This window comes from Streptomyces sp. NPDC020996 (assembly GCF_040641355.1).
Lineage (GTDB): Bacteria > Actinomycetota > Actinomycetes > Streptomycetales > Streptomycetaceae > Streptomyces.
Map to the genome: position 1 here is coordinate 1 of NZ_JBFADM010000012.1, position 24240 is coordinate 24240.

General features: G+C 73.7%; 17 protein-coding genes and 1 pseudogene. 6 read left to right on the forward strand and 12 right to left on the reverse strand.

Translation table 11 applies throughout. The features are described 5' to 3' along the window. The 4 genes and pseudogenes from AB0G63_RS11395 to AB0G63_RS11410 form a co-directional block, all read left to right on the forward strand. Nucleotides 1-633, forward strand: a pseudogene (locus tag AB0G63_RS11395) (2-oxoacid:ferredoxin oxidoreductase subunit beta); the annotation flags it as partial. Beyond that, entirely contained in the window at nt 630-950 is a 321-nt protein-coding gene (fdxA, locus tag AB0G63_RS11400) for a ferredoxin (RefSeq protein ID WP_360747849.1), read from the forward strand. The pseudogene AB0G63_RS11395 and the gene fdxA, both read left to right, overlap by 4 nt. Before the next feature lie 145 nt (nt 951-1095). Continuing rightward, nucleotides 1096-2118, forward strand: coding sequence for an AfsA-related hotdog domain-containing protein (locus tag AB0G63_RS11405; protein WP_360747852.1), 1023 nt, complete (start codon nt 1096-1098; stop codon nt 2116-2118). A 20-nt stretch (nt 2119-2138) separates the two neighbouring features. Beyond that, nucleotides 2139-4898, forward strand: a complete 2760-nt coding sequence (locus tag AB0G63_RS11410) for a BTAD domain-containing putative transcriptional regulator (protein WP_360747855.1) — start codon at nt 2139-2141, stop codon at nt 4896-4898. Nucleotides 4899-5200: 302 nt separating this feature from the next. Here AB0G63_RS11410 and AB0G63_RS11415 read toward each other — a convergent pair whose 3' ends face one another. From AB0G63_RS11415 to AB0G63_RS11460, 10 genes are all read right to left on the reverse strand, one after another. After that, nucleotides 5201-5971, reverse strand: coding sequence for a 4'-phosphopantetheinyl transferase superfamily protein (locus AB0G63_RS11415; RefSeq protein WP_360747858.1), 771 nt, complete (start codon nt 5969-5971; stop codon nt 5201-5203). Nucleotides 5972-5993: 22 nt separating this feature from the next. After that, complete coding sequence (locus AB0G63_RS11420; RefSeq protein WP_360747861.1) at nt 5994-6887, reverse strand: 2-oxo acid dehydrogenase subunit E2; 894 nt, start codon at nt 6885-6887, stop codon at nt 5994-5996. Further along, on the reverse strand, nt 6884-7144 hold the full coding sequence (locus AB0G63_RS11425; RefSeq protein WP_324785325.1) for an acyl carrier protein: 261 nt from the start codon (nt 7142-7144) through the stop codon (nt 6884-6886). The genes AB0G63_RS11420 and AB0G63_RS11425 overlap by 4 nt, the downstream gene beginning before the upstream one ends. Further along, the gene (locus tag AB0G63_RS11430; protein ID WP_360747865.1) at nt 7141-8172 is read right to left on the reverse strand and encodes a 3-oxoacyl-ACP synthase III family protein; all 1032 of its coding nucleotides are present in this window, start codon (nt 8170-8172) and stop codon (nt 7141-7143) included. Before AB0G63_RS11430 ends, AB0G63_RS11425 begins: the two co-directional genes overlap by 4 nt. Then, on the reverse strand, nt 8169-11261 hold the full coding sequence (locus tag AB0G63_RS11435; protein WP_360747868.1) for a beta-ketoacyl synthase N-terminal-like domain-containing protein: 3093 nt from the start codon (nt 11259-11261) through the stop codon (nt 8169-8171). Before AB0G63_RS11435 ends, AB0G63_RS11430 begins: the two co-directional genes overlap by 4 nt. Next, nucleotides 11261-11548: an acyl carrier protein gene (locus AB0G63_RS11440; protein ID WP_360747871.1), complete on the reverse strand. Its 288-nt coding sequence runs from the start codon at nt 11546-11548 to the stop codon at nt 11261-11263. The genes AB0G63_RS11435 and AB0G63_RS11440 overlap by 1 nt, the downstream gene beginning before the upstream one ends. A 159-nt stretch (nt 11549-11707) precedes the next feature. Then, complete coding sequence (locus AB0G63_RS11445) at nt 11708-13477, reverse strand: acyl-CoA dehydrogenase family protein (protein WP_360747874.1); 1770 nt, start codon at nt 13475-13477, stop codon at nt 11708-11710. Further along, nucleotides 13471-15273 (reverse strand): acyl-CoA dehydrogenase family protein, encoded by a 1803-nt coding sequence (locus AB0G63_RS11450; RefSeq protein WP_360747877.1) that lies wholly within the window; start codon nt 15271-15273, stop codon nt 13471-13473. The genes AB0G63_RS11445 and AB0G63_RS11450 overlap by 7 nt, the downstream gene beginning before the upstream one ends. A gap of 1 nt (nt 15274) precedes the next feature. Further along, a complete protein-coding gene (locus AB0G63_RS11455; protein ID WP_360747880.1) occupies nt 15275-17089 on the reverse strand; it encodes a fatty acyl-AMP ligase in 1815 nt (604 codons plus the stop codon). A 152-nt stretch (nt 17090-17241) separates the two neighbouring features. Further along, nucleotides 17242-19188, reverse strand: a complete 1947-nt coding sequence (locus AB0G63_RS11460; protein ID WP_360747883.1) for an HAD-IIIC family phosphatase — start codon at nt 19186-19188, stop codon at nt 17242-17244. 270 nt (nt 19189-19458) lie between these two features. On the opposite strand from AB0G63_RS11460, the gene AB0G63_RS11465 reads away from it, so the two are divergent. Continuing rightward, nucleotides 19459-20721: an FAD-dependent monooxygenase gene (locus AB0G63_RS11465; RefSeq protein ID WP_360747886.1), complete on the forward strand. Its 1263-nt coding sequence runs from the start codon at nt 19459-19461 to the stop codon at nt 20719-20721. Between the two features lie 156 nt (nt 20722-20877). On the opposite strand, the gene AB0G63_RS11470 is transcribed toward AB0G63_RS11465, so the two are convergent. Together AB0G63_RS11470 and AB0G63_RS11475 are read right to left on the reverse strand one after the other, a co-directional pair. Continuing rightward, nucleotides 20878-22509 (reverse strand): PQQ-binding-like beta-propeller repeat protein, encoded by a 1632-nt coding sequence (locus tag AB0G63_RS11470; protein ID WP_360747889.1) that lies wholly within the window; start codon nt 22507-22509, stop codon nt 20878-20880. A 140-nt stretch (nt 22510-22649) separates the two neighbouring features. Then, nucleotides 22650-23657: a glycosyl hydrolase gene (locus AB0G63_RS11475; protein WP_360747892.1), complete on the reverse strand. Its 1008-nt coding sequence runs from the start codon at nt 23655-23657 to the stop codon at nt 22650-22652. 220 nt (nt 23658-23877) lie between these two features. Between AB0G63_RS11475 and AB0G63_RS11480 the strand changes: the two genes are divergently transcribed. Beyond that, nucleotides 23878-24234: a hypothetical protein gene (locus tag AB0G63_RS11480; RefSeq protein ID WP_360747894.1), complete on the forward strand. Its 357-nt coding sequence runs from the start codon at nt 23878-23880 to the stop codon at nt 24232-24234. Nucleotides 24235-24240 lie beyond the last annotated feature (6 nt).

The following is a 24240-nucleotide window of genomic DNA, read 5'->3' on the forward strand; positions in this document are numbered from 1 at the left end:
CAGTACAGCCCCACCTCCGAGATCGGCAAGATCACCAAGTCGACGCCGATGGGATCCCTGGACGCCCCGTTCAACCCGGTCTCCCTCGCCCTCGGTGCCGAGGCGTCGTTCGTCGCCCGCACCATCGACTCCGACCGCAAGCACCTCACCGACGTGCTCCGCCAGGCCGCCGCCCACCCCGGCACCGCCCTCATCGAGATCTACCAGAACTGCAACATCTTCAACGACGGCGCCTTCGAAGCCCTGAAGGACAAGCAACAGGCCCAGGAGACGGTGATCCGGCTGGAACACGGACAGCCCATCCGCTTCGGCGCCGACCTGTCCAAGGGGGTCGTACGGGATGCGGCCACCGGCGACCTGAAGGTGGTCGCGGTGACCCCGGAGAACGAGGCCGACGTCCTGGTGCACGACGCGCACTCCGCCTCGCCGACGACCGCGTTCGCCCTCTCCCGGCTCGCCGACCCCGACACCCTGCACCACACCCCGATCGGCGTGTTCCGGTCCGTGGAGCGGCCGGTGTACGACACGCTGATGGCCGACCAGCTGGAGCGGGCCGTCGAACTGCACGGCAAGGGCGACCTCGCCACCCTTCTCACCGGCAACGACACCTGGACCGTGGGGAGTTCCTCATGACGTACGTGATCGCCCAGCCCTGCGTCGACATCAAGGACAAGGCCTGCGTCGACGAATGCCCCGTCGACTGCATCTACGAGGGGCCGCGCAAGCTGTACATCAACCCCGACGAATGCGTGGACTGCGGGGCCTGCGAGCCCGTGTGCCCGGTCGAGGCGATCTTCTACGAGGACTCGCTGCCCGACGAGTGGGCCGGCTATCTCACCGCCGAGCGGGACGTGTTCGCCGTGATCGGTACGCCCGGTGGCGCGAGCGCGGCCGGACCGCTGGCCGCGGACCACCCGATCGTCGGGGGCGAGCCGGTCCCGGTGGGCTGAACGCCCAGGTGGGGGCGGTAACGAGCGTTCGCTTCAGTGCGGCTTCCCCGGTCCTTCAGCGGAGTCGGGCAACGTGCTCTCCGTCAAGCGCACGTGCCCAGCCAGCCTTCCGCAGAGCCGCCGGACACCGCCGCAGAGGAAGTCCATGGACACCTACACCCCCACGTACACCCCCACGTCCCCCACCTCCCCCTCGCTCCTCGGACCCCACCATCTGGTCCACAGGCCCGGCAGCCCCGAGGCCTTCCTGTTCAAAGCGACCGCGCCGGTTCGGCAGAACTTCGCCTTCTCCGCGCAACTGCCCGAAGAACACCCCCTCTTCGGCGACTCCGTGTCGCGATACCACGACCTGCTGTTCCCCATCGAGTCGCTGCGCCGGACGATGCTGTTCGCGGCTCGCCGTTACTTCAGGGTGCCGGCGGACCGGCGGACCGTGCTGGGCTGTGCCGGCGCCGCGATCACGGGTCCGGACGCCTGGCGCCGCGACGGCGCCGGGACCAGGATCGCCCTGGACCTCGGCATGACACCGCTCGACGTGGTCGGCGGCGTGCCGCGCGGCCTGGAGTGCGAGGCCGCCGTCTCGATCGACGGCGAGCGCTGCGGGACCGCCTCGGCGCGGCTGGTCTTCCCCGTCCAGGGCGTCCGCCCCGGCGGTGCCGTGCTCGGCCGGCCGGAGAGCGAGGAATCGGCGGCGGCAGAGGGCGGCGTTCCGGCGTCGCCCGGCGTGCCGCTGCCCGAACAGGTGGGGCACCTCGACAGCCGGCACGTCCTCGTCGGACTGCCCGCGTACGCCGGGGCGGAGGGCGGCGACGGCCTGGTGTTCCCCGTCCACGCACCGGCGGCCGCCGGGGTGCCGAGCGAGGTGCCCGGCGTGATGGAGCCGACGCTGTTCCTGGAGGTGTCCCGCCAGGTCGGGCTGCTCGCCGCCGCCGAACTGCGCGGCTTCGTGCCGTCGTATGCCGTGCTGTCCCGGTGGCAGGCCTCGTTCGAGGGTGTCGCCGAGTCGGCCCTGCCGCTGCGCTGCGCGGTGCGCGAGGAGGCGCGCCGTGCGGACGGGCGGGTGTCCCGGGACGCGGAGGGCCGGCCGGTGATCGACCTGCGGATGTCGTTCTCCCAGGGCAGCCGGGTCGTGGCGCGCGTCTCCGCGGCCGTGCTGCAGGACTGCTGAGGCGCGCGATGAGATACCGCGTGCTCGGACCCGTGCACATGTCGCCCCGTACGCCGTCCGCGGCCAAGCCGCGCGCGGTCCTGGCCACCCTGCTGGTGCAGAGCAACACGGTGGTGTCGACCCACACTCTGATCGACGAGCTGTGGGGTTCCGAACCCCCGCGCACGGCCACCACCACCCTCCAGGTGTACGTCTCCCAGCTGCGCAAGGCCCTGCTGGCGGCGACCGGTGAGGCCCCGCCCGGAACGGACGCGACGCAGCCGCTGCTGACCCGCCCGCCCGGCTACCTGGTGCGGGTCGCCCCCGGTGATCTGGACCTGTCCGTCTTCGAGTCGCTGCGGGCCGAAGGCCGGGCCGCTTACGGCAGGGGCGAGTACCAGGCCGCCTCGCAGGCGCTGAGCCGTGCGCTGGGGCTCTGGACGGGGCCCGCGCTCTCGGGCATCCCGCACGGACCGTCGCTGCAGGCCTCCGCGATCAGACTGAACGAGTTGCGCGCCGAGGTGCTGGAGCAACGGATCTCCGCGGATCTGCGGCTCGGGCTGCACCAGGAGCTGATCGGCGAGCTGATGGCGCTGGCGCACGAGCATCCGCTGCGTGAGGCGCTGCACGGTCATCTGATGGTGGCGCTCTACCGCTCGGGCCGGCAGTCCGACGCCCTGCAGGTCTACCAGCGGGCGCGGCGGGCGCTGGTCGACGAACTGGGCGTGGAGCCCGGACCGGTGCTGAGCGGACTGCAGGAGCGGGTCCTGGCCTCCGACCCCGCACTGGCCTGGCGCGGCGAGCCCGAGCGCCGGCTCGTGCCGGTCGGCGGCCCGGCCGCCCGCCCGGCCGAGGGGTCCGGGAACGTGCGGCCCGAGACGGGTACGGGGCCCGGGAGAGACGCGGGGCCGACGGTGTGGCTGCCGCCCGCGGTGGCCGACTTCACCGGGCGCGAGGACCAACTGGCCGACGGTGAGCAGCTGTTGGCGGATGATGCCCCCGGCCGGACCAAGGTGCTGGTGCTGTCGGGCCGGGCGGGCGCCGGTAAGACGGCGCTGGCCGTGCGGCTGGCCCACGGAGCGGCCGGCCGGTTTCCCGACGGGCGGGTCCTGGTGTCGTTGCGGGATGCGGGCGGGCGGGCCGTCGAACCGAGGACGGCGCTGACGACCCTGCTGCGCCGGCTGCGCGGCCCGCGGGCGGCCGGGGAGGGGACGGACTCCGGGACGGAGCCGTTGCCGTCGTCCGAGGCGGAACTCGCGGAGCTGCTGCACAGGCGCACCGCCGGCCGCAGGATGCTCTTCGTCCTGGACGACGCGGTCTCGGAGGCGCAGGTCCGGCCGGTGCTGTCGGCCGTGCCGGACAGCACGGTGATCCTGACGAGCCGGCATGTGCTCGGCGCGCTGGGCGGCGTGCGGCGGCTGACCCTCGACGTGCTGTCCGCGCCGGAGGCCGAGGCGCTGCTCATGGCGTGCGGCGGGCGGCGGATGCGGGACGACCCGGAGGCGGCGGACGAGATCGCCCGGCTGTGCGGCCGGCTGCCGCTCGCGCTGCGGGTGGCCGCCGCCGGGCTCGCGGCCCGGCCGCACTGGACCGCCGCCGGGCTCGCCCGTCGGCTGCGTGACGAACGGACGCGGCTGGCCGCGCTCGCGCTGGGCGATCTCGACGTACGCAGCAGCCTGCTGACCGCCTACCGGGATGTGGACGAGGAGGCCCGGCACGCCTTCCGGATCCTCGCGCAGGCCTCGCTGCCCGACTTCGCCCTGTGGAGCGCGGCCGCGCTGCTCGGCACGGACCTGGCGGAGGCCGAACGGCTCACCGAGGAGCTGGTGCAGGCCCATCTGCTGGAGGCGCGGCGCCGGCCCGGACGGTCGGCCCCCGTGCGTTACGGCTTCCACGCGCTGCTGCGCTCGCTGGCCCTGGAGGTGCCGGCCGGGGAGGACCCGCGGGAGGGCCGTGCGGCCGTGGAGCGGCTGTGCCGTGCCTTCCTGGCGCTGGCCAGGCACGCGGACGCGCGTCTGACGCCCGGCCGGGTACTGCTCGCGCACGAGGCCGAGCCCCCGGCCGGGGTCTTCCCGGAGGAGGTGGTCGGCAGTGCGCCGCTGCGGTGGTTCCAGGAGGAGTCCGCAGGCCTGTCGGCGGCCGTACGGCAGGCCCACGCGGCCGGGCTGTGGGGCCTGTGCTGCGCCTTGGCGTCGGCATCGGCCGGCTACTACGAGGCGGCCGCGCTGTGGGAGGAGTGGGAGTCGACCCACCGCCTCGCGCTCGACGCGGCCCGCGGGTCCGGCGACGTCCACGCCGAGGCCGTCGTCCTGCGGTCCCTGGGTGACCTGGACTGGCAGCGCCAGCAGACGTCGGCGGCGATCGACCGGTACCGCCTCGCCGGGGAGCTGTTCACCCGGCACGGCGACCGGGCGGCGGCGGGCCGCTGCCTGTCCGCGGAGGCGGACGCGCTCCTCGGGACGGGGCGGGTCGCACAGGCCGGACGGGCTTACGCGCACGCCCTGTCGGTGAGCCGGCCGGCCGGCGACGTGCGCGGCACGGCCGAGTCGCTGCGCGGACTGGCGCTGGTGGCGGTACGCGAGGCCCGCCACGAGGAGGCGCTGGCCCGCCTGGCGGAGTGCGAGAACGCGGCGCGCTTCGCGGGCGACCGCCGGTGGACCGAGTACGCCCGCCGCACGGCATCCGCCCTCCGCGCGGCCCTCGGGTCCGGCGGTCCGGGCGCGGCGGCCTCGATGCCTCTCGAAGTCCGCCCGGGAGTCTGGCTGTTCTGCCCGTCGGAACCGGCCCGCCGGGCGGCGTGAGCCCCCGTCCCGCCCGCTGCCGGACACCGTCCCCGGCAGCGGGCGGGCGCCGCGCCGCGGATGCGGCCACGCCCGCCGCCCCAGCCCCGCACGAGACAGTGACCGTCGGCCCGACGAGCCACCTCACGGCGGACGGCACGGCCACCCTCTCCGACACCTGCCACCGCCCCGGCACCGGTGCTTGTGCGGCTCCGCCGGGCGGGCGTCAGCCGCCCGCGCCCGGCACCCGCTGCCGGCCCCACCACCGGCACCGCACCCGCTGCCGGCGCCCACCACCGGCGCCCGCGCGTACGGACCCCGTCTCACCACCCGTCGGCGGCGGCCGTCTCCCGCTCGTCCGCCGGCTCCCGCTCCGCCAGCGCCGCCGTCACGGCGTCGACGATGCCCGGGTCGAGTGCCGTGCCCGCCGCCGTGTCCCCCGTACGGCCGAAGCCCGCGTCCTCGACGGCGACGGCGACGGTGTAGCGGTCGCCGAGCGACCACGTGCGGAAGGTCCAGCTGCCGACCGGCGCGGGGGTGCCGTCGGGGCGCAGCACAGCCCGGGGCGCCCGGTCCGGGGTGAAGCCGAAGTCCGTGAAGCGGAAGCGCAGGCCGAGGCCGAGGGCCTTGCTGTAGGCCTCCTTCAGGGTCCACAGCCGGAGCACGGCGGGGTTGCGTTCCGCGAGCGGCAGGGCCTCGACGCGGTCCAGTTCGAACGGGGTGCACAGGTGCCGGTCCAGCCCCGGGCCGTACAGGATCCGCTCGGCGGGCTCGGCGTCGACACCGATCGCGCCGTCGGCGGCCAGGCCGACCAGCAGCAGGCCGTCGGTGTGGCTCAGGCTGACGTGGACGCCGTCGTAGCCGCGCAGGAAGGGGCGCCCGGTGAGGCCGTAGCCGATCTCGACCGACTCGGGCGGCACCCCGAGCGCGGCGGCGGCCGCGAACTTCAGCAGCACGCGCGAGGCGGCGAACCGGCCGCGGACCTGCGGGTGCGTCAGCTCCAGGTAGCGGTCCCAGTCCCGGCCCAGGAGCGCGCGCAGCCGTGGCAGGCCCGCCCGCTCCGGCCGCCAGGCGTCCCGGCGGGCGAACAGCACCGCGGCCCCGTGCCGGTCCAGGTCAGCGCGTACTCCGCCCCAGTCCCCCGACGGGCCGCGGATCGCGATCGGCTCCCCGAGCGTCCGTCCCGGGCCACGATGCTGTGCCGGCGGTGTCGCCTGCGCCGTCGGCGCCGTCCGTACTGTCATCGAACGCCTCCATCGTGTCGTGGAGATCGGACAGCACGTCGGCCGCGGTCGCGCCGTCGATCACCCGGTGATCGAAGGTGAGGCCGAGCCGCATCACGGGCGCGGGCACCACGACGCCGTCGCGCACCACCGCGCGGTCCGCGACCCGGCCCGCGCACAGGGTGACCGCGGTGCCGCCGGCCGAGTGGAAGCCGTCCACGGTGCGATGGCCGAGCGAGCTGACCGAGACGGTGCCGAACACGTCGGCGCGTCGGCGCGGATCGCGCAGCGCCGCGGCGAACGCGGCCCGGCCGAGCGGAACCGGGAGCCGGCCCAGCATCCGTACGCCCTTGAACTCGGGCAGTTCGGCGGCCTGTTCGCCCCGGTAGCGGTCGACGCGTTCCTGGATCTCGCCCAGGGTCGCCGACTCGAGGCCCGGCACGAGCGCCGAGAGCACGGTGCGCTCGCCGTCGACGGGCCGGTCCAGGGCGAGCTTGGCGGTGACGCCGTCGAAGCGGACGGTCCTCGGGCGCCGCAGCGGTCCGGGCCAGCCGGGGGCCATCGCGGCGTTGGCCTCCGGGTGGCGGTCCAGGACCCGGCCGGCGGCGTACAGCAGGTAGCTGACGACCGAGTAGCGCCGGCCGTCCGCGCGGGCGGCGGCGCGGTGCGCCTGGACGCGGGTCATGTCGATGTCCGTGTCCAGGTGCACGGGCCGCTGGGCCGCCGCCCACTCCAGGAAGTACAGGGTGTGGCGGCGGCGCCGTTCGGCGGTGACGGTGGGGGTCACCCGAGCACCGCCAGTTCGTAGATCTCCTTCAGGCTGCGGGCCTCCAGGACCTTGCCGACGGCGATCTTGCGGCCGACGGCGGTCTCCAGGGCGGTCACGAGCTTGAGGAGGTACAGCGAGTCCCAGTCGGGGAGTTCGTCGAAGTCGGCGGCCACCTGCCCGGCGGCGAGCGGGATCCCGATCTCCTCGTCGACGAGCCGGACGTAGTCGTCCAGGGTGAAGCCGCCTGTGGTGGGAACTGTGCTGTCGACGCTCATATTTTCTCCAGGGCGAAGCCGGCCTTGATCCACTTGCTGGACTCGACGGCGACGGCGAGGGCCTTCTCGCCGTCGGACATCCGTTCCAGCAACTTCTCGATCTGCAGGAAGGGCAGGGCGTTTCCGTTGTTGCCGGTGTCCGCGACGCAGCTGATGTCCTCGGCGGTGGGCACGTCGAGTTCCTCGGTGATGCGGCGGGTCATCCGGCCGGACAGCTGCGGCGGCAGCAGATAATCCAACTGGTCGGCCTCCCAGTCGAGTTCGCCGAGCATCTCCCAGAGGATCTCGACGGCCATGACGGGCACGGACTCCTCGATGGCCTTGTAGTCCTCGGTGAGGGCCTGCCGGTCGTCGTACCGGTCGGCCAGCCCGAACCACTCGATGACCTGGCCCGGCGCGCGGCCGAGGCCGGTGAAGCGGTTGAGGACGTGGCGCAGCGCGAGACGCTGTCCGCGCGGCTCGGCGGTGACGACGGCCGCGCCGGCGCCGTCGCCGAACAGGACGTAGTTGACGAGGTCGCCGGGGGCGGCGCCGGCCACGTCGCGCTGGAGGTCGAGGTGCTTGCTGCACACGTCGCCGCCGATGACGAGTCCGGAGCGGTACTGGCCGGAGGCGATCATCGTCTGCGCCAGGGAGAGGGCCTGTACGGCGCCGGCGCAGCCGGACTGGAGCTGGAAGGTGGGCACCTGGTCCAGGCCGAGCTGGTCGGCGACGTGGTTGACGGTGGCGGGCATCAGGGTGTCGGGGGTGGCCGTGCCGAGGACGACGAACTCGACCTCGGACGGGTCGACACCGGGGGCGGCGAGCGCCTTCTCGGCGGCCTGCGCGCAGAGGTCGGCGAGCGACCAGCGGACCACTCCGGTGCCCAGGTCCCGGGCGAAGTGCCGGGTCCTGGTGCCGATGAAGACCTCGATCCAGTCCTCGTTGATGCCGAGCACCTTGGACAGGGTGGCGTTGTCCACCGGGTCACCGGGCAGTGCGGTGCCCAGGGAGGCGAGATGGGCCGTGACAGCCGTCGGGGTGGTCATGCCGTCCTCTCTTCTTCCATCAGCTCCCGCCCGTCCGCGGGCTCGGCGGGGCCCGCGGGACCGGGGGCCGCGGCGCCGGACTCCCGCAGGAAGGCGACGAGGTCGCCGACGGAGGACAGGCGGGGCAGCAGGTCCTGGACCGTCAGGGCGCCGATGCCGGTGAGCCGGGACTCCAGCCGGTTCTTGAGCTCCATGATCATGACGGAGTCGAAGCCGAGATCCTCGTAGAGCCGGTCGTGCGGGCCGATCTCGGTGTCGGTGTAGCCGCCGACGGTCCGGACGGCGGCGAGGACGGCGTCCTCGACGGGGTCCGCCGGGCCGCCGGGCCGGTTCAGGGTGTTCAGGGTGTTCAGGGTGTTCAGGGTGAGGACGGCGGCGGGTGCGGTCTGCGCCTCCCCGCTACCCGTGGACGCAAGGTCCGCCGGCTCGTCGGCCGTCGCCCGGCCGCGCACCGGATTCCTCGCCCAGTAGCGGTGCTGCGTCGAGAACGCGTACGGCGGCAGCGGGTGCGGGACCCGCTCCCCGGGCGCGTACACGGCGTCCCAGTCGGGTTCGACGCCGCCCCGGTACAGCTCGGCGAGGGCCTCGGCGAGGTCCCGGCCGGCGGACTCGGGGCCGCGCACCGGCAGGACGTGCGCCGGGCCCGCACCCGGGCCCGCGGTGGCGCCGGGGAGGCGGCGCACCAGCCCGGAGAGCACCGGCCGGGGACCGATCTCCACCAGGTGGGTCGGGCCGTCGGCGAGGAGCGCGGCGGCCGCGTCGCCGAACAGCACGGTGGCGCCGATGTGTTCGACCCAGTACGCGGCGTCCATCGCCTCGCCGTCGAGCACCCGGCCGCGGACGGTCGAGTACAGCGGGATCTCGGGCACTGTCCCGCCGACCTCCTCGGCGATCTCCGCGAAACGGTCCAGGACGGGCCGCATCAGCGGTGAGTGGAAGGCGTGCGAGACGGTCAGGCGGCGGGTGTCGACTCCCTCGGCCCGCAGTTCGGCGCCGATCTTCTCCAGGGTCTCCAGGTCGCCGGAGAGCACCGTGGACGTGGGGCCGTTGACCGCGGCGACGCCGACCAGGGGTTCCTGTTCGATCCGGGCCGCCAGCCGCGCGCAGGGGGTGCGGACGGCCAGCATGCCTCCGCCGTCCGGGAGTTCCTGCATCAGGGCGCCGCGGGCGGCGATCAGCCGGGCGGCGCCGTCCAGCGGGAGCGCCCGGGCCAGGACGGCGGCGGCGAACTCGCCGACGCTGTGGCCGAGCAGCATCTCCGGGTGGACGCCGAGTTCCGTCAGGGTCCGGCCGAGGGCGTAGCCGACGGCGAACAGGGCGGGCTGCGTCCACCGCGTGTCGTGGACGGCCGCGTCGCCGGCGAGGAGCAGGTCGCGCACCGACTTTCCGGTGTGCGGCAGCAGCGCGGTGTCGGCCTCGTCGAGGAAGTGCCGGTACAGCGGCGACTGTTCGTACAGCGCGGCGGTCATCCGCGGGTACTGCGAGCCCTGCCCGGTGAACAGGAACGCGGTACGGGGCCGCTCGGCGGGCCTGCCGGAGAGCCGGGCCAGCAGCTCCGGGTCGGCGGCCGACTCCCGCAGTCTGGCGACGAGTTCGCGGGTGTCGGTGGCCGCGGCCGCGAAGCGGTGGCGGTGTCCGGCCTTCACGCGGTTGCTCGACCTGGCCAGCGGGCCGAGCGGTACCCGGCGGGCCGCCGCCGCGTCCGCCTGGGCCAGCAGGTTGCGGCGCAGCGCGTCGGCGTTCGGCGCGGTGAGGGTGAACACCGCGGCGCCGATACCGCCCGGCGCGGCGCTGTTCGCCGGTTCGGGGCGCGCGGCGTGTACGGGCGCGGACTCCAGGACGGCGTGGGCGTTGGTGCCGCCCATGCCGAAGCTGCTGAGCCCGGCGACTACGGGGCCGGCGGGCAGCCGCAGCGGTGCCTTGAGCAGCCGCAGGCCGTGGTCGCGCAGTTTCAGCCGCTTGCTCTCCCTGGCCGCGAAGCGGCTGGCGGGGACGATCCGGTGGTGCAGCGACAGGGCGACCTTGATCAGTCCGGCGATGCCGGCGGCGCCCTCGGTGTGGCCGAGGTTGCCCTTGACCGAACCGAGTGCCATGGGCTTCGCGGCGCGGCCGGCGTGGTGGTGGCCGAGCGCCTTGACCTCCATCATGTCGCCGAGGGCGGTGCCGGTGCCGTGCGCCTCGGTGAAGACCACGTCGGAGGGCTCGACGCCGGCCCTGCGGTAGGCGGCGCCGAGCACCTCCTGCTGGGCCCACCGGTTGGGCGCGGTCAGGCCGTTGCTGCGGCCGTCCTGGTTGACGGCGGTGCCGCGGATGACGGCGTACACGCGCTGGCCGTCGGCGACCGCGTCCCGCAGCCTGCGCAGTACGACCACGCCGACGCCCTCGCCGCGGCCGATGCCGTCCGCCTCGGCGCTGAAGGGCTTGCAGCGCCCGTCGGGGGCGGACAGCCCGGCCTGGGTGTAGAAGATCGACAGGGCCGGGGTGAGGGCCACGTTGACGCCGCCGACGAGCGCGTGGTCGCACTCCTCGGCCAGCAGCGCGTTCGCCGCGAGGTGCACGGCGACCAGCGAGGAGGAGCAGGCGGTGTCGACGGCGAGGCTGGGGCCCTTGAGGTCGAGGTGGTAGGAGATCCGGTTGGCGGTCATGCAGTAGCCGTTGCCGGAGCCGACCTGGGCGGTGACGTTGCCGTAGTCGGTGAGGTGCAGCTGCGCCCACTCGTTGCCCATGATGCCGACGAACACGCCGGTCCGGCTGCCGGCGAGGGTCCGCGGCGGGATGCCCGCGTCCTCGACCGCCCGCCACGCGGCCTGAAGCAGCAGCCGCTGCTGGGGGTCCATGGCCGCCGCCTCGCGCGGCGAGACGGTGAAGAACTCGTTGTCGAAGGCGTCCGGGTCGGCGATGAAGCCGCCCTCGGTGGTGTTGGAGTGTCCTTCGTCCCCGGCCGCCGAGTAGAACTCCTTGGCGTCCCACCGCAGCCGGGGCACCTCCCCCACCCCGTCCGCGCCGCGCATCAGCAGGTCCCAGTAGGCGCCGGTGTCGGGCGCCCCCGGGAATCTGCAGTCGATGCCGACGATGGCTATGGGCTCCATCAGGCGCCGCCGTCCTTCGCGGTCTGGGCGGCGAGTTCCTCCACGAGGTGGCCGGCGAGCGCGTGGACGGTCGGGTAGTCCCAGGCGGCGGTGGGCTCCATCACGACGTCGAAGTCGTCCTCGATGTCCCCGCACAGGCTGAGGGCGGCGACGGAGTCGAGGCCGTACTCGGCGAGGGGCACGTCCGGGTCGATCTCGGCGGGCCGCCGCTTGAGGTAGAGGGCGATGCGCTCGGCCAGCCACGTGGTCAGGGACTCGGTGGTGTGTGCGGTGGTGGGAACGGACATGGTGCACTCCTCGCGAGGGTGAGCGGTTGTCGCGTGCTGTCGGATGGTGGTCCGGTGGCCGTCACGGACGGGCGCTCCGTCACGGACGGGCGCTGTACGTCCCGGACGGGCGCTGTACGTCCCGGACGGGCGGCGTCCGGGGCGGCCGGCCGGTGTCCGTCAGCCGGCGAGCGGGGTGTCGTACAGGTCGTAGCTGGTGCGGGCGTGGAATCTGCGCAGGACTTCCTCGTGCACGCGGTCGTCCACGGACGACGGGAGGGCGGCGGGGCGCCGGCCGAGCCGGCGGGCGAGCCGGTGCAGTGCGGCGGCGAGCCAGGCCGGGTCGGCGAGGAACGCGTCGCCGCCGTCGTGGGACGCCTGCTGCCAGACGCCGGTCACGGCGGCGGCCGCGAGCAGGACGGCGTAGCGGTCGGCGAGGGCGAACGCGGCTGGGCCGGCGAGGGCCGTGCGGTCCCCGGGGGCGAGCGCGCGGCTCGCCTCCCCCACCTGCCGCAGTTCGTCGACCAGTTGCAGGGCGAGCGCCTGGACGGCCCGTTCCTCGGGTGAGGCGCCGGGCAGCCGGTCCACGGCGGCGACCAGGGTGGCGCTGAGCCCGTCCCGTCCGCTCGCCAGGGTGAGCCGGTCGTAGGGGAGGCCGGGCAGGTCCGTGCGCGGCTGGAAGAGTTCCGCGGGGGCGGGTTCGTCGCTGAACCAGGACCGCCGGGCGAGCCGGGACAGCTGGGGGATGATCGTGGCCTGGCAGGCCGCGGAGCCGGCGTGACCGAGGCTGAGCACCGGCAGGTCCCGCAGGTGCTTCTGGAAGATGCCGTGCTCGCCGTCGCGGATGTAGAAGCGGGCCCCGAGCACGACGGACAGCTCCTGCGTCGCCTCGGCGAGCACCTTCGGGACGAGGTACTTGGTGGCGGCGGCGAAGACGCTGGTCTGCTCGGGCAGCAGGTGCACCGCCCGGGTCGCGGCCAGCGAGAGACTGTCGCAGGTCAGCAGGTCGGTGAAGGCCCCGGACAGGGTGCCCCTGGCGTGCGGGATGTCCATGACGGACTTGCGGTAGAGGCGTCGCCCCAGCGCGAAGCGCACGACGGTCCGCAGGGCCGTGTCGGTGGTGCCGACGGCCATGCCGGGGAGCGCGGAGCGGGTGATCTGGAAGGCGCGCAGGGCGGTCTCCACGCCCTTTCCCTCCTCGCCGACGAGGGCCGAGGCGGGCACCGGGGTGCCGTCGAAGCGGAGTCCGGACAGCAGGCAGCCGCGCACGCCGACGGCGTCGTAGCGGGGCAGCACCTGCCAGGAGTCCGGGTCCAGGCCGTCGCGTTCGACCAGGAGCACGGAGTGGCTGCGGCTGCCCGGCGCGGGGCCGGTGCGGCTGAACAGGACCCAGGCGTCGGCGCGTGCGGCGTTGTTGATGACCTGCTTGGCGCCGTGCAGCCGGTATCCGCCGCCGTCGGCGGGGCGGGCCTCGAACTCGTTGCGCACGAAGTCGTTGCCGTGCGCGAGTTCGTGGTAGGCGACCGAGACCTTGCCGCCGCCGGTGAGGATGTGCGCGAGCCGGGCGCGCTGCGCGGCGTCCCCGGAGGTCCAGACGTTCACGGCGGCCATGAAGGAGGTCACGCCGTAGCCGAGGCCCAGGGCGACATCGCGGCGGAACACCTGCCGCATGACCCGTACCAGGGTGTCGAGCCGCTCCAGGCGGCCGCCCTCGGCGCGCGGCACGAAGTCGGCGCCCAGGCCGAGTTCGTCGAGGGCGCGCTCGCCGGGTGCGGAGAGTTCACCGGCCTCGTCCGCCTCCAGCAGCCTGGCGTACGACAGCTCGTTGCGCTCGTCGGTGGGGTCGCCGAGGCGCCGGTCCAGTTCGGCGACGCGGGCCGCGGCCCGGGCCTCCTGGTCCGTCGGTGCGGTCGCCGTCCGCGCGTCCTGGGGTTGAGTGCCGGTCAGCATGACGTCCTCTCCGTTCCGCCCGCGTCGGCACCGGCCGACGCGGGCTGCCGCTCGGGCAGGCGCTGCGGCAGCAGCGAGAACAGGCGGCCCGAGGAGCGGGCCGCTCGCAGGGCGCCGAGCAGTTCCTCGTACGTCTCCTCGCCGGCCGCCGCCGGTTCGCCGAGGCGGACCAGCAGCCGGTCGAGGGCGGTGTGCAGCCACAGGCCGTCGCGCCACAGCTCCCCGGTGGCGGGGTCGTCGGCGAGGTGGCCGGTGCTGTGCGTCCACAGGCCGAGGCAGGCCGCTCCGGCCCAGCACAGGGTGTAGCGGCGCGCGACCTCGAAGGCGGCGGGCGGGACCTCGGTGAGCACGCCCTGGTGTTCCTCCGCCTCGGCGTGCACCGCGCGGGTGACGTCGAGCAGCCGCCGCGCCGCCTCGGCCACGGGCGCGAGCGCGGGGTCCGCCTCGGCGCGCCGGGTGATCTCCTCGACGCAGGCCGGGAGGGACGCCGTGACCCCGCTGCCGTGCCGGGCGACCAGCGACAGCTGCGCCGGGTCGAGGGCCGGCAGCGGTGCGGCGAGGTCGAAGGCGGCGCCGGCGCCCGCCGTGTCGCCGGTGGAGCGGCGGAACCCGCGGACCAGCGAACGGAACTGGTTCACCAGGGAGTTGAGGTTCACCAGGGTGTTGCCGTCGAAGAGTCCGACGATGCGGTGGTCGCGTACGACCTTCTGGAACCGTCCGCCCGCGTGCACGCCCTTGAGGAAGGCGCGGGCGCCGAGCAGCCCGGTCAGGTCGGCCAGCACCTGGTCGGTGCCGGTGGGCAGCAGGTACTTGGTGACGGCCGAGGTGACGCCGAGTTCGGCGGTCTGGGTCTGTACGGCGCGGGCGGCGACCAGGGCGACCGCCTCGTGCAGCAGGACGTCGGCGGCGGCGCCGGCCAGCACGTGCCGGGCCTGCGGGAGGTCGATCAGCCGGCGGCCGTACAGCTCGCGGTCCTCGGCGAAGTCCAGGCCGAGCCGCAGCCCGTGGTCGGCGGCGCCGAGCGACAGCGCCGCGCACATGGTGCGGGTGAGCTGGAGCGCCTTGAGCACGATCTCCAGGCCGGCGCCCTCGGCCCCGACGAGGGCGCCGCGCGCCACGCGGGCCCCGTCGAAGGCGATGCCGGAGATGTCGGCGCCGCGGATGCCGTGGGTGCGGATCTTCGGCAGGTGGCGGTAGGTGCCCGCGTCGAGTTCCCGCTTGTCCACGAGGAGGACGCTGAAGCCGCGGGGGCCGCCGTCCGGCCGGGTGCGGGTCAGCAGCGACAGCACCGAGCCCCGCGTGGCGTTGTTGATCAGCCACTTCTCACCGCTGACCAGCCAGTGCCCGTCGGTGTCGGCCGCCTTGTCGTCGGTGCGCACGTCACCGGCCAGCAGGTCGCTGCCGTGGTCGCGTTCGGTGAGCCCGAGGGAGACCGGCACCCCGGCCATGATGTCGGCGCCGAGCCGGGCGCCCTGCTCCGCGGAGCCCGCGACCCAGACGCAGACCCCGCCGAGGTAGGTCTTGCCGTGGCCGATGGCGCAGGTCAGGTCGCGGCGGGCGACGGCGCGGACGAGTTGCAGCACCCGCTCGTAGTCGCGCAGCCGGCCGCCGTGCTCGACCGGTACGTACTGCGCGGGCAGGCCCCACTCCTCGAAGCGGCGGCAGATGTCGGCGGGGAACTCCTCCCGCTCGTCGAGCTCGGCGCAACGCGCGTAGGAGAAGACCTCGTCGGGGTCGTCGGGGTCGCCGAGGAAACGGTCGAACTCCTCGGCGAGCCGGTAGGACTGGTGTTCCATGTCAGACCACCGTTTCCAGGGACGGGGTGGCGTCGGCGTCGTCGTCAGCGGCAGCGGCGGCGGGGGAAGCGATCAGGTCGCGGACGGCGTCCTCCAGGACCTCGTGCAACGCGGTGATCCGTCCGTCGAGGAACAGCCTGCGCATCAGGGTCCGCTGGATCTTGCCGCTCGTGGTCTTGCGTACGGTGCCGGGCCGCACGAGCAGCACGTTGCCGGCGGGGACCGTGAACTCCCGGCTGATGAACCGCTGGACGTCGGAGGCGAGGGTGGGCAGGTCGGTGGAGACGGCGGCGGGGCGGACCTCCTGCACCGCCACCAGGTGCTCGCGGTCGGTGTCCACGGCGAAGACGGCGCCGGCGCCGGTGCCGAAGGCCGGATCGAGGGACTGCACGGCGCGTTCGACGTCCTGCGGGTAGAGGTTGCGGCCCGCCAGGATGACCATCTCCTTGAGCCGGCCGGTGACGTAGAGCTCTCCGCCGTGCAGCACGCCCATGTCGCCGGTGCGCAGCCAGCCGCCGCCGTCCTGGCCCCCGGCGCCGTCGGAGATCGCCGCGTCGAAGACCTCCTTGTTGGTCTCCGGCCGTTTCCAGTACCCCTCGGCGACGCTGTCGCCCTTGAGCCAGATCTCTCCGACGTGTCCCCCGGGCCTCTCGACGTGGGTCTCCGGGTCGACGACGCGGATCTCGAAGTCCCGTACGACTCCGCTGCTGACCAGGGAGCGGCTGGGCTCGTCGCCGCGCGGAACGGCCAGTTCACCGCGTTCCAGGGCCGCGGCGTCGACGTCGAGCACCCGGGGTCCTGCGGTGCGCGGGATGCCGGAGACCAGCAGGGTCGTCTCGGCCATGCCGTAGCAGGGGAAGAACGCCTCGGGGCGGAATCCCGCGGGCGCGAAGCGCTCGGCGAACGCGCGGATCGTCTCGGCCCGCACCGGTTCGGCGCCGTTGTTGGCGGTCGTCCAGGTGGACAGGTCCAGCGTCTGAAGCTGCGCGTCGGTGACCCTGCGCACGCACAGGTCGTAGGCGAAGTTGGGGCCGCCGCCGGTGGTCACGCCGTAGTCGCCGATCATCTTCAGCCAGCGGTGGGGGCGCTTGAGGAAGGTGAAGGGGGCCATCAGGACGGCGGGAACGCCGAGGTAGAGGGGGTGCAGGATGTGCCCGATCAGGCCCATGTCGTGGTAGAAGGGCAGCCACCCGCCGCACACGGTGTCCGGGCCGGTGCCGATCGACCGCTGGATCGCCGCCTCGTTGGCGAGCAGGTTGCGGTGCGAGACGGCGACGCCCTTGGGGTCGCTGGTCGAGCCCGAGGTGTACTGCAGGAAGGCCAGGCTCTCCGGGGTGAGGGAGGGCGCGTGCCAGGCGTCCGCGTCGCCGCCGGCCGGATCGTCGGTGGCCAGGCAGGGCACGTCGGTGAAGCCCTCCGCGGCCAGCCAGGCCGAGATCTCGGGGGCGTTCGCGGAGTCGGTGAGCACGGCGACCGCCTCGGCGTCGCGCAGGATGCCGGACACCCGCGTGAACTTCTGCCCCTGTTCGGTGGGCAGCGGCGCGGGCACCGCCACGGCGCCGGCGTACAGGCAGGCGGTGAACGCCTTGATGAAGTCCAGGCTGGACGGATAGAGCAGCAGGACCTGCCGGTTCGCCGCGCCGCGCGCCTGGAGCCAGGACGCGATCCGGCGCGCCTCCCGGTCCAGCCCGGCGAACGTGAGGTGCTGCGGCACCGAGCCGCGGGCGTCGTCGGGCAGGAAGACGAAGGCATCCGCGGCGCTGCGGGCTTCGGTCCGCTCCAGAACCAGTTCCGTGAAGGTTCGGAAGTTCGTCAACGTCTTTCTCCGACCTCTCCGAGATCCGCTGGCGTGGCGCCGGCACGGGTCGCTCTGACATCACGATCGTCGTCCGCGGCGCTAAGGAGACGCTTGTGCGCTCCGCTCCGCGGTGGGGGCGTGGTACGGCGTGTTACGGCGTGGGGTCCCGGTCATCCGGCGCCGTGGGCGGCGCCGTGGAAGTCCGCGGCGAGGCGCACGTGCGCGGGGACGTACGGGAGTTCGGTGAGCGCATGGCGGAACTCGAGCGTGCCGTCGGCCGATTCGGCGGTCCGCTCGAAGCCGAGCGACGGGTAGAGGTCGCGCACCTTGCGGTTCTTGGCGGTGGGCCGGTAGCTCGCGCGCACCTCGGCCGCCCCGGAGTCCCTGGCGTGCTCCAGCAGTGCGGCGAGCGCGGCCTGCTCGATGCCGCGGGCGAAGACCCGGCAGCTGAGCAGCATGTTGTCGATGCGCAGGGCCTCGTCCTCGCGGTGGGCGAAGAGGGCGCCGACGACGCCGTTGTCGCCGAAGCGGTCGCGGGAGCGTACGGCCAGCACCAGGTGGCCCGGAGAGTCGAGCCGTTCGCGGACGTCGGGCGCCTGGAGCCGGCGGGTGGTGAGGTTGAACTGGTTGGTGCGCAGCGTGATCTGCGCGATCCGGGCCACCTCGTGGTCGCGTACCGGGGCGACCTCCACGGTCACCCCGAGGGCGCGCAGGTACTCCTCCATGGAGCCGGTGGCCTGCTGGAGGTCCTGCCGCTCCGCCTCCTGGCGGTACTGCACGGCACGGCCCCGGTCCGCGGCGGTCAGTTCCGGTACGTCGAACCAGCCGTCGGCGAGCAGCCGGTCGACGTGCAGCGCCGGCTCCTCGTCGAGCGCGATCAGGGCGATCTCGGGCAACGAGGAGGCGACGAGGCCGCGTTCGAAGGCGGAGTCGTCGGCGAAGACGAAGCTGTCGGTGCCGAGGTTGAGCCGGCCGGCGATGGCGCGGATGGCGCCGTCCTTGGGCTCCCAGTCGGCGTGGATCCGCACGAAGTCGTCCTCGCGCAGGGTCATGTCGGGGTGGGTGCGCAGCACGTCGAGCACCGGCTCGCGGTCGTTCTTGCTGCACACCGCGAGCAGCACGCCCTGGCTGCCGATCTGCTTGACGACGCGCTGGAACCGGCCGAACGCCTCACCGCGGTAGGTGGTGGCGGCGGCGATGCCGTCGGGTCCGTCGTCGCCGAGGATGCCGTCCCAGAGGGTGTTGTCGAGGTCCACGACGAGGACCTTCCGGGTCCGGCCGCGCAGGGTCCGCAGCAGGTGGCCCGCCTGGCGCGCGTACCGGGCGAGCAGTTCCTCGCCCAGGTGCACCTTGGCGTAGGCGGCCAGCCGCGGGTCGCGGACCGGTCCGCCCTCGGCGATCAGCGGTTCCAGGTCGACGACGTGCAGCCGTGGGTGCGCGGCGGCCAGCCGCAGCACGCCGATGTTGAACTCCCTCCACAGGATGGACAGTTCGGTGCGGGAGCGGTGGTCGAGAAGCTGCCTCGGGTGCTCGGCGGGCAGCGGCAGCGTGTTGAGTACGAGCGTGCCGGTGCCGTGTTCGTCGTAGCGGGCGGCGAGCGCGTCGAGGAGTTCCAGCTTGCCGGCGACGGCCTTGGCGACGTCCTCCGGGTTCCAGGGCAGCGGCAGTTCGTCGAAGACGGCCTGGGCGTCGAGCAGGCACAGGGCGAGTTCGGTGCCGGGGGCGTACAGATGGCTGCCGGGGTCCTGGAGGTCGCGCAGCCAGGCGTCGTGTTCGCCGACGCTCACCCGCGACGGGATGCCGTGGCGGGCGAGTTCCGCGGTGAGCGGTGCGGTCAGCGCGTCAAGTGTGCCGTGTCCCGTGACGGCGACGCCGGCGGGTTCGACGCCGGGGTGCCGCTCGGCGACGTCCTCGGGGGCGACCCTGGCGAGCAGCCGGCCCGCGCGGGACAGCTGGGCGGGCCAGTCGTCCTGCCGCGCGAGTTCGGCGAGCAGTCCGGGCACCGCCGGGTATTCGGCGGCGAGCCTCTTCTCGCCGTACAGCGCGCGCAGCCGGTCGAGGGGGCTCGCGGGGCCGGTGGGCTCCGGGCCGGGCGGCGTCGTCACTGCTGTGCTCACGGTCTGTTCGCCTCTCTGCCGGGGCGGGCGGGCGTTCCGGAGCTTGTGCCCCGGCCCTAAAGACGGGCTTGCGCGGGGACGCCCGCCAGGGCCGCGCGGGCCGCCCGCGGGAGCAGCTTCGCGGCGCCCGCACGAGCCGCCCCGGCTCCCGCGAGAGCTGCCTCGAAGCTGGCTCGGCTCCCGCAAGAGCTGGCCCGGCTCCCGCAAGAGCTTCTTTAGGCGGGCTGCGGACCATCGGCGGAGGATGACTCCTTCTGAAAGGCAGCGTTGATGTCGACAAGTGAGCTGACCGCAGAGGTGTGTGTGGTCGGAGGAGGCCCGGCGGGACTCACGCTGGCCGTGGAACTCGCCAAGCGTTCGGTCTCCGTCGTGGTCGTGGAACAGAGCGGTCACTTCGACCGGTCGTTCCGGGGCGAGTCGGTCTCCCCCGACTCGGTGTGGCTGCTCGACAAGCTGGGCGTCCTCGGCCGCCTGAACGGCGCCTACCAGCAGATGCACAGAATGGAGATCGTCGACTCCGGCAGCACCGTGCTGCGCGCCGACTTCCGCCGCTTCCCGTACCCGCACCCCTACCCGGTGGAGATGCCCCAGCCGGCGCTGCTGTCGGCGCTGGCCGCTCTCGGGCAGGAGGAGCACCCGGACCACTTCGTCCTGGTGCGGCGGGCCACGGCGACCCGGCTGCTGCGCGCGGCCGACGGCAGCGGGCCGGTCACGGGGGTGACGGCGCGCACCCCGGAGGGCGAGATCACGGTGCGGGCGGCGCTCACCGTGGCGGCGGACGGCCGGTTCAGCAAGGTCCGCGAGATGGCGGGCCTGCCGTACACGAAGCTGCCGCTGGACCGTGACGTGGTGTGGCTGAAGCTGCCGTTCCCGCCCGAGTGGGACGACCGGACGTACCGCATCCGCATCCGCGGCGACCAGCACGGGCTGTTCATCCCGACCCACCCGAACAGCGTCCGCGTCGGCTTCAACATCCCCAAGGGCGGTCTGAAGGAACTGCGCGCCCAGGGTCTGACCGCGCTGTACGAGCGTCTCGACCTGCTCGCGCCGGAGCTGTCCGGGTCGGTGCGCAGCGAGGTCCGCTCGTGGTCCGACACGTCGATGCTGGACATCTTCACCGCGCTGGTGCCGCGCTGGTCCATGCCGGGTCTGGTGCTGATCGGCGACGCGGCGCACACGCTGACGCCGATCCTCGGGCAGGGCGTCAACCACGCGATCATCGACGCGGTGACGCTGGCCCCGCTGGTGCGCGAGGCGTTCGACGCGGGCGGGGACGAGACGGCGCTGCTGCGGGCCTGCGAGGAGTTCCAGCGGGCGCGCGAGGAGGCGGTCGGCAAGTCGCGCGGTCTGCAGCTGCGGCAGGAGCGGCTGTTCGCCCTGCACGGCGCCGGCGGTGTGTTCCGGCGCTCGCTGTACCGCGTGGTCGACCAGAGCCAGAAGCTGAAGGAGCGGGTGCTGGGAGGCGCGTACTTCCAGCTGCAGAAGCCGGGTCCGCACGTCGTGCGGGCGCAGTCCCCCGACACCCGCGTGTGACCGACGCCCCGCCCCCCTTCTTCAGGGATCCGGTGTCGTCCACGATGAACCCGGCCTCCGGGCCTCCGAGGCAGGGTCCTGCCGCACACCCGGCTCGCTGACGCGTGCGCGGACCCGACGCCGGCCCGGCAGGGCTCGGCCTGATCGGCGGGATGCCTACCGGTAGAGCCGCACGCCGCCGTTCGACCCGAGGGCGTTGAGTTCCAGCACGCCTTCCGCGGTGACGTACACCGTGCCGGAGGTGAAGTTCCACTTGCCGGTCCCCGTCGGCAGGCCCGCGACCGGGGTGGTCTCACCGGTGCGTCGGTCGATGGTGACGAGTTGCGGGGCGCCGGACGTGGTGACGGCGTACACCTTGCCGTCCGCGCCGGACGTGGTGACGGCGAGCGCGGCGGAGCGGTGGGTCCAGAGTTTGGCGCCGGTGGTGGTGTCGAAGCCGTCGATCACCATGTTGCCGGAGGCCGAGGCCGGGGTGACCAGAACGTCGCCGTGCAGCCGGGCGGAGTGGTCGGCTTCGGTGTTGTTGCCGGGCGTGAGTTCGTCGTCGCCGACGGCCAGTTTGCGGCCGGTGCCGGTGGTGCCGAGAACCCGCACGGCGTCCTGGCGCGCCGTGTGGACGGCGGCGACCAGCGGTGAGCCGGACAGGATGTGCGTCACGTCCGAGTGGGCTTTCTCGGACTTCCGCCAGATCACCTTCCCGGTTCTGCCGTCGTACGCGGTGAGGGTGAACCTGTTCTTCCGGTCGAGGCAGAAGTCGTCCACCAGCACGATGCCGTCGGCGCCCCAGTCGTAGGCGTTGCAGTAGTGACCGCGGGCCTTGTAGCCCCACACGCGGCTGCCGGTGCGGACGTCCACACCGCCGAGGTAGTTCTCGCTGACGACGGTGGCGACATTGCCCTGCACGTAGGTCGTGGCAAGGGCCGCCGCAGGATGCTTCTTCCCGGTCAGCGGCATGGACCAGAGGATCTTCCCGGTGGACGCCTTGACGCCCGCCAGCCAGGTGCAGGCGCTGCCGTCCTTGCCGAAGGCGACCGTGCCGATGCCCTGGGCGCTGAGCGTCGGCGACATCCCGCAGGGGACGGCGCCGCGCTCGGCGGCCGTGGCGGAGGCGGCGGCGTGCCATATCTCCTTGCCGTCGGTGAGGTCGTAGGCCCGCAGGCCGCCCCGGGTGCCGGCCCGGACGAGCAGCTCGTCGGTGAGCCAGCTGCCGACCAGCGCGTCGTCGGCGGCGGGCGCCGGGATCTGCCACGCCTGCGTCAGGTTCTTCGAGGCGACGGCGGCGGCATCCTCCTGCTTGAGCAGGACGGCGGCGGCCCCGCCTGCGGCGACGAGGACGGCGAGGGCGAGCGCGAGCCTGCCCACACGCCTGGTCTTCGGCGCCCGTTTGCCGTTCGCGCCCGCGTGGGGCCGCGGCTGCGCGGCGGCAGGCTCGGGGCGCGGGACCGCCCGGCCGGCGACGGTGCCCGTCCCTGACGGGTATCCGGGCGCCCGGTCCGTCGACTCGCTGCCCGGCCGGGTGTACGAGGGGGTCCGGCGGCCCGGCTCGCGCATGTCCTCCTGCGCGCCGGCGGGGGGCCGGGGGGATTGCAGCGGCATGGTGGAGTCCCACCGGGTGCCGGAGGATCCGCCGTACGGCTCGGCCGGCGACCGGTCGTCCCACGCTACGGCCGGCTCCGTCCGGTGCCGCTCCCCGTAGGACCGCGGGCCGGCAGCCGGCCGGCGGGGCCGGAAGGCCCAGCCGGGCTCCTCCTGCGGAGCCCCCTGGCCCGGCGACGATTCCGTCGTCATATCCGTGATCTCCCCCTGGTCGGGTTCCGCACCCGCATGTGGCAGTCGTACTGATGCGCGATGATAAAGGTCGTCTTCTGCGGGCTTGCGCCGGGCTTCTCCTGCTCGCGTCGGCGTCGGATCAGCCGCTCTTGGTCGGATCAGCCGCTCTTGAACGGGTGGCCGAAGCCGTAGCGGGTCGACTCCACCTGGAACGCGGCGCGTGCACCCAGCGAGGTGCTGATCCGCCAGTCCATCAACTGCTTGCTGCCCGGCCAGTCCTTGCGCTGGTCGTACCAGACGAGCCCGATGACGCCGGCTTTCGCGGCGCCCCGGAACAGGTCACGGATGCGCGCCTCCTTCTGGTCGCTCTGCGCCACCCCGGTCTCCGCGATCAGCACCCGCTTGCTGGAGAAGCCCGCGATCTGGCGCAGGGTGGGGGTGAACAGGCGGGAGAAGGCGGTGCCGTCGATCGGCCCGTAGTACCCGATGAGGCCGACCCAGTCGACGTAGGCGCTGCCCGGGTAGTAGGGGCGCAGCTCGGCGGTCGTGCCGGAGTCGACCACGTGCGGGGTCCACACCCAGATCACGTTGGTGACGCCGCGCGCGGTGAAGATGTCGTGCACACGCTTCCACGACGCGACGAAGTCGGCGGGCTTGCTGTGCTTGGGGCCCCAGGAGTTCCACGGACCGTTCATCTCGCCGGCGAAGGAGAGGGCCAATGGGCCGTCGTAGGCGGCGATCTGGCCCGCCAGCCGGCGGATGTAGGCGTCCTGCCCGCCCTTGGCGATGTCGGCGAGCGAGACGTCGAAGGGCACCAGCGCCATCATCGGGAGCTGGCCGTGCTTCCACAGGAAGGCGTTGCCCTCCGTGTCGAAGTCGTCGCCCCAGGAGCTGTAGTACTCGCGGATGTCAGGGGCCCGCCCCGCCTCCTTGGAGAAGGTGGTGACGATGCCGTACTGCCAGGGCGTCTTGTCGTCGACGACACCCAGTGCGCGGCCGGACGGGCTGAGCATGGACGAGACCCGGAAGTGCGGGGCCGGGGCGGTGGCGGCGCCGGCCTTGGCACCGTCCCCGCCTCCCAGGCCGCAGGCAGCCATGAGGAACGTGGCGGCGACCACCAGGATCGCGGCGACCGTCAGGCGGCTGCGGCGGCGGGCTATGGCCATGCGTGGAGGTCCGTTCGGGCTGGAGGCAAGCGGTGTCGCCCGAACTCTACGAGACCCACGTGACATCCATTGAATCTTCATATTACTCTTACGCAAGATCGAGCTTAGGTCGGATAACCTCCTCTTCCTGACGCATTGATCACTTTTTTCGCACTACTTACTCCATTCGCCGGCGCCGAGTCGGCAGCTGCAACACGATGAAGGAAGCTCGAGGCTGTCGATGAGCAGTGCCTCCACGGAGGTCGAGCCGGCTCCCGTCTTTGTGGACCGGACCGGTCAGCGCGGTCGGCGTCTGCGCGGTTTCGGCTGGCTGCTGGGCGTCGTCTGCACCGGGTTCGTGGTGGCGATGATCTCCGGCCTGGTCGGAACCCAGTCGCAGGCGCCCGCGCTCACCGTCCCCGGCAGCGCGGACACCACGCCGCCCAGCCAGTACCTGAACGCTCCGCTGCCCGCTGCTCCCGGTGCGGCCGGGAGCACCACCGCCACAACGGCCGTACGCGACACCACCGCGCCGGTCGCCGCGACGCCGGCGGCCGGTACGGCGGCGTCAGGCTCCGTGACCGCCGCCGCGCAGTAGCCGCCG

Coding starts and splice junctions, on each gene's coding strand:
- fdxA (WP_360747849.1), top strand. CDS start 630: ATGACGTACGTGATCGCCCAGCCCTGCGTCGACATCAAGGACAAGGCC.
- AB0G63_RS11405 (WP_360747852.1), top strand. CDS start 1,096: ATGGACACCTACACCCCCACGTACACCCCCACGTCCCCCACCTCCCCC.
- AB0G63_RS11425 (WP_324785325.1), bottom strand. CDS start 7,144: ATGAGCGTCGACAGCACAGTTCCCACCACAGGCGGCTTCACCCTGGAC.
- AB0G63_RS11430 (WP_360747865.1), bottom strand. CDS start 8,172: ATGACCACCCCGACGGCTGTCACGGCCCATCTCGCCTCCCTGGGCACC.
- AB0G63_RS11435 (WP_360747868.1), bottom strand. CDS start 11,261: ATGGAGCCCATAGCCATCGTCGGCATCGACTGCAGATTCCCGGGGGCG.
- AB0G63_RS11440 (WP_360747871.1), bottom strand. CDS start 11,548: ATGTCCGTTCCCACCACCGCACACACCACCGAGTCCCTGACCACGTGG.
- AB0G63_RS11445 (WP_360747874.1), bottom strand. CDS start 13,477: ATGCTGACCGGCACTCAACCCCAGGACGCGCGGACGGCGACCGCACCG.
- AB0G63_RS11450 (WP_360747877.1), bottom strand. CDS start 15,273: ATGGAACACCAGTCCTACCGGCTCGCCGAGGAGTTCGACCGTTTCCTC.
- AB0G63_RS11465 (WP_360747886.1), top strand. CDS start 19,459: ATGTCGACAAGTGAGCTGACCGCAGAGGTGTGTGTGGTCGGAGGAGGC.
- AB0G63_RS11470 (WP_360747889.1), bottom strand. CDS start 22,509: ATGACGACGGAATCGTCGCCGGGCCAGGGGGCTCCGCAGGAGGAGCCC.
- AB0G63_RS11475 (WP_360747892.1), bottom strand. CDS start 23,657: ATGGCCATAGCCCGCCGCCGCAGCCGCCTGACGGTCGCCGCGATCCTG.
- AB0G63_RS11480 (WP_360747894.1), top strand. CDS start 23,878: ATGAGCAGTGCCTCCACGGAGGTCGAGCCGGCTCCCGTCTTTGTGGAC.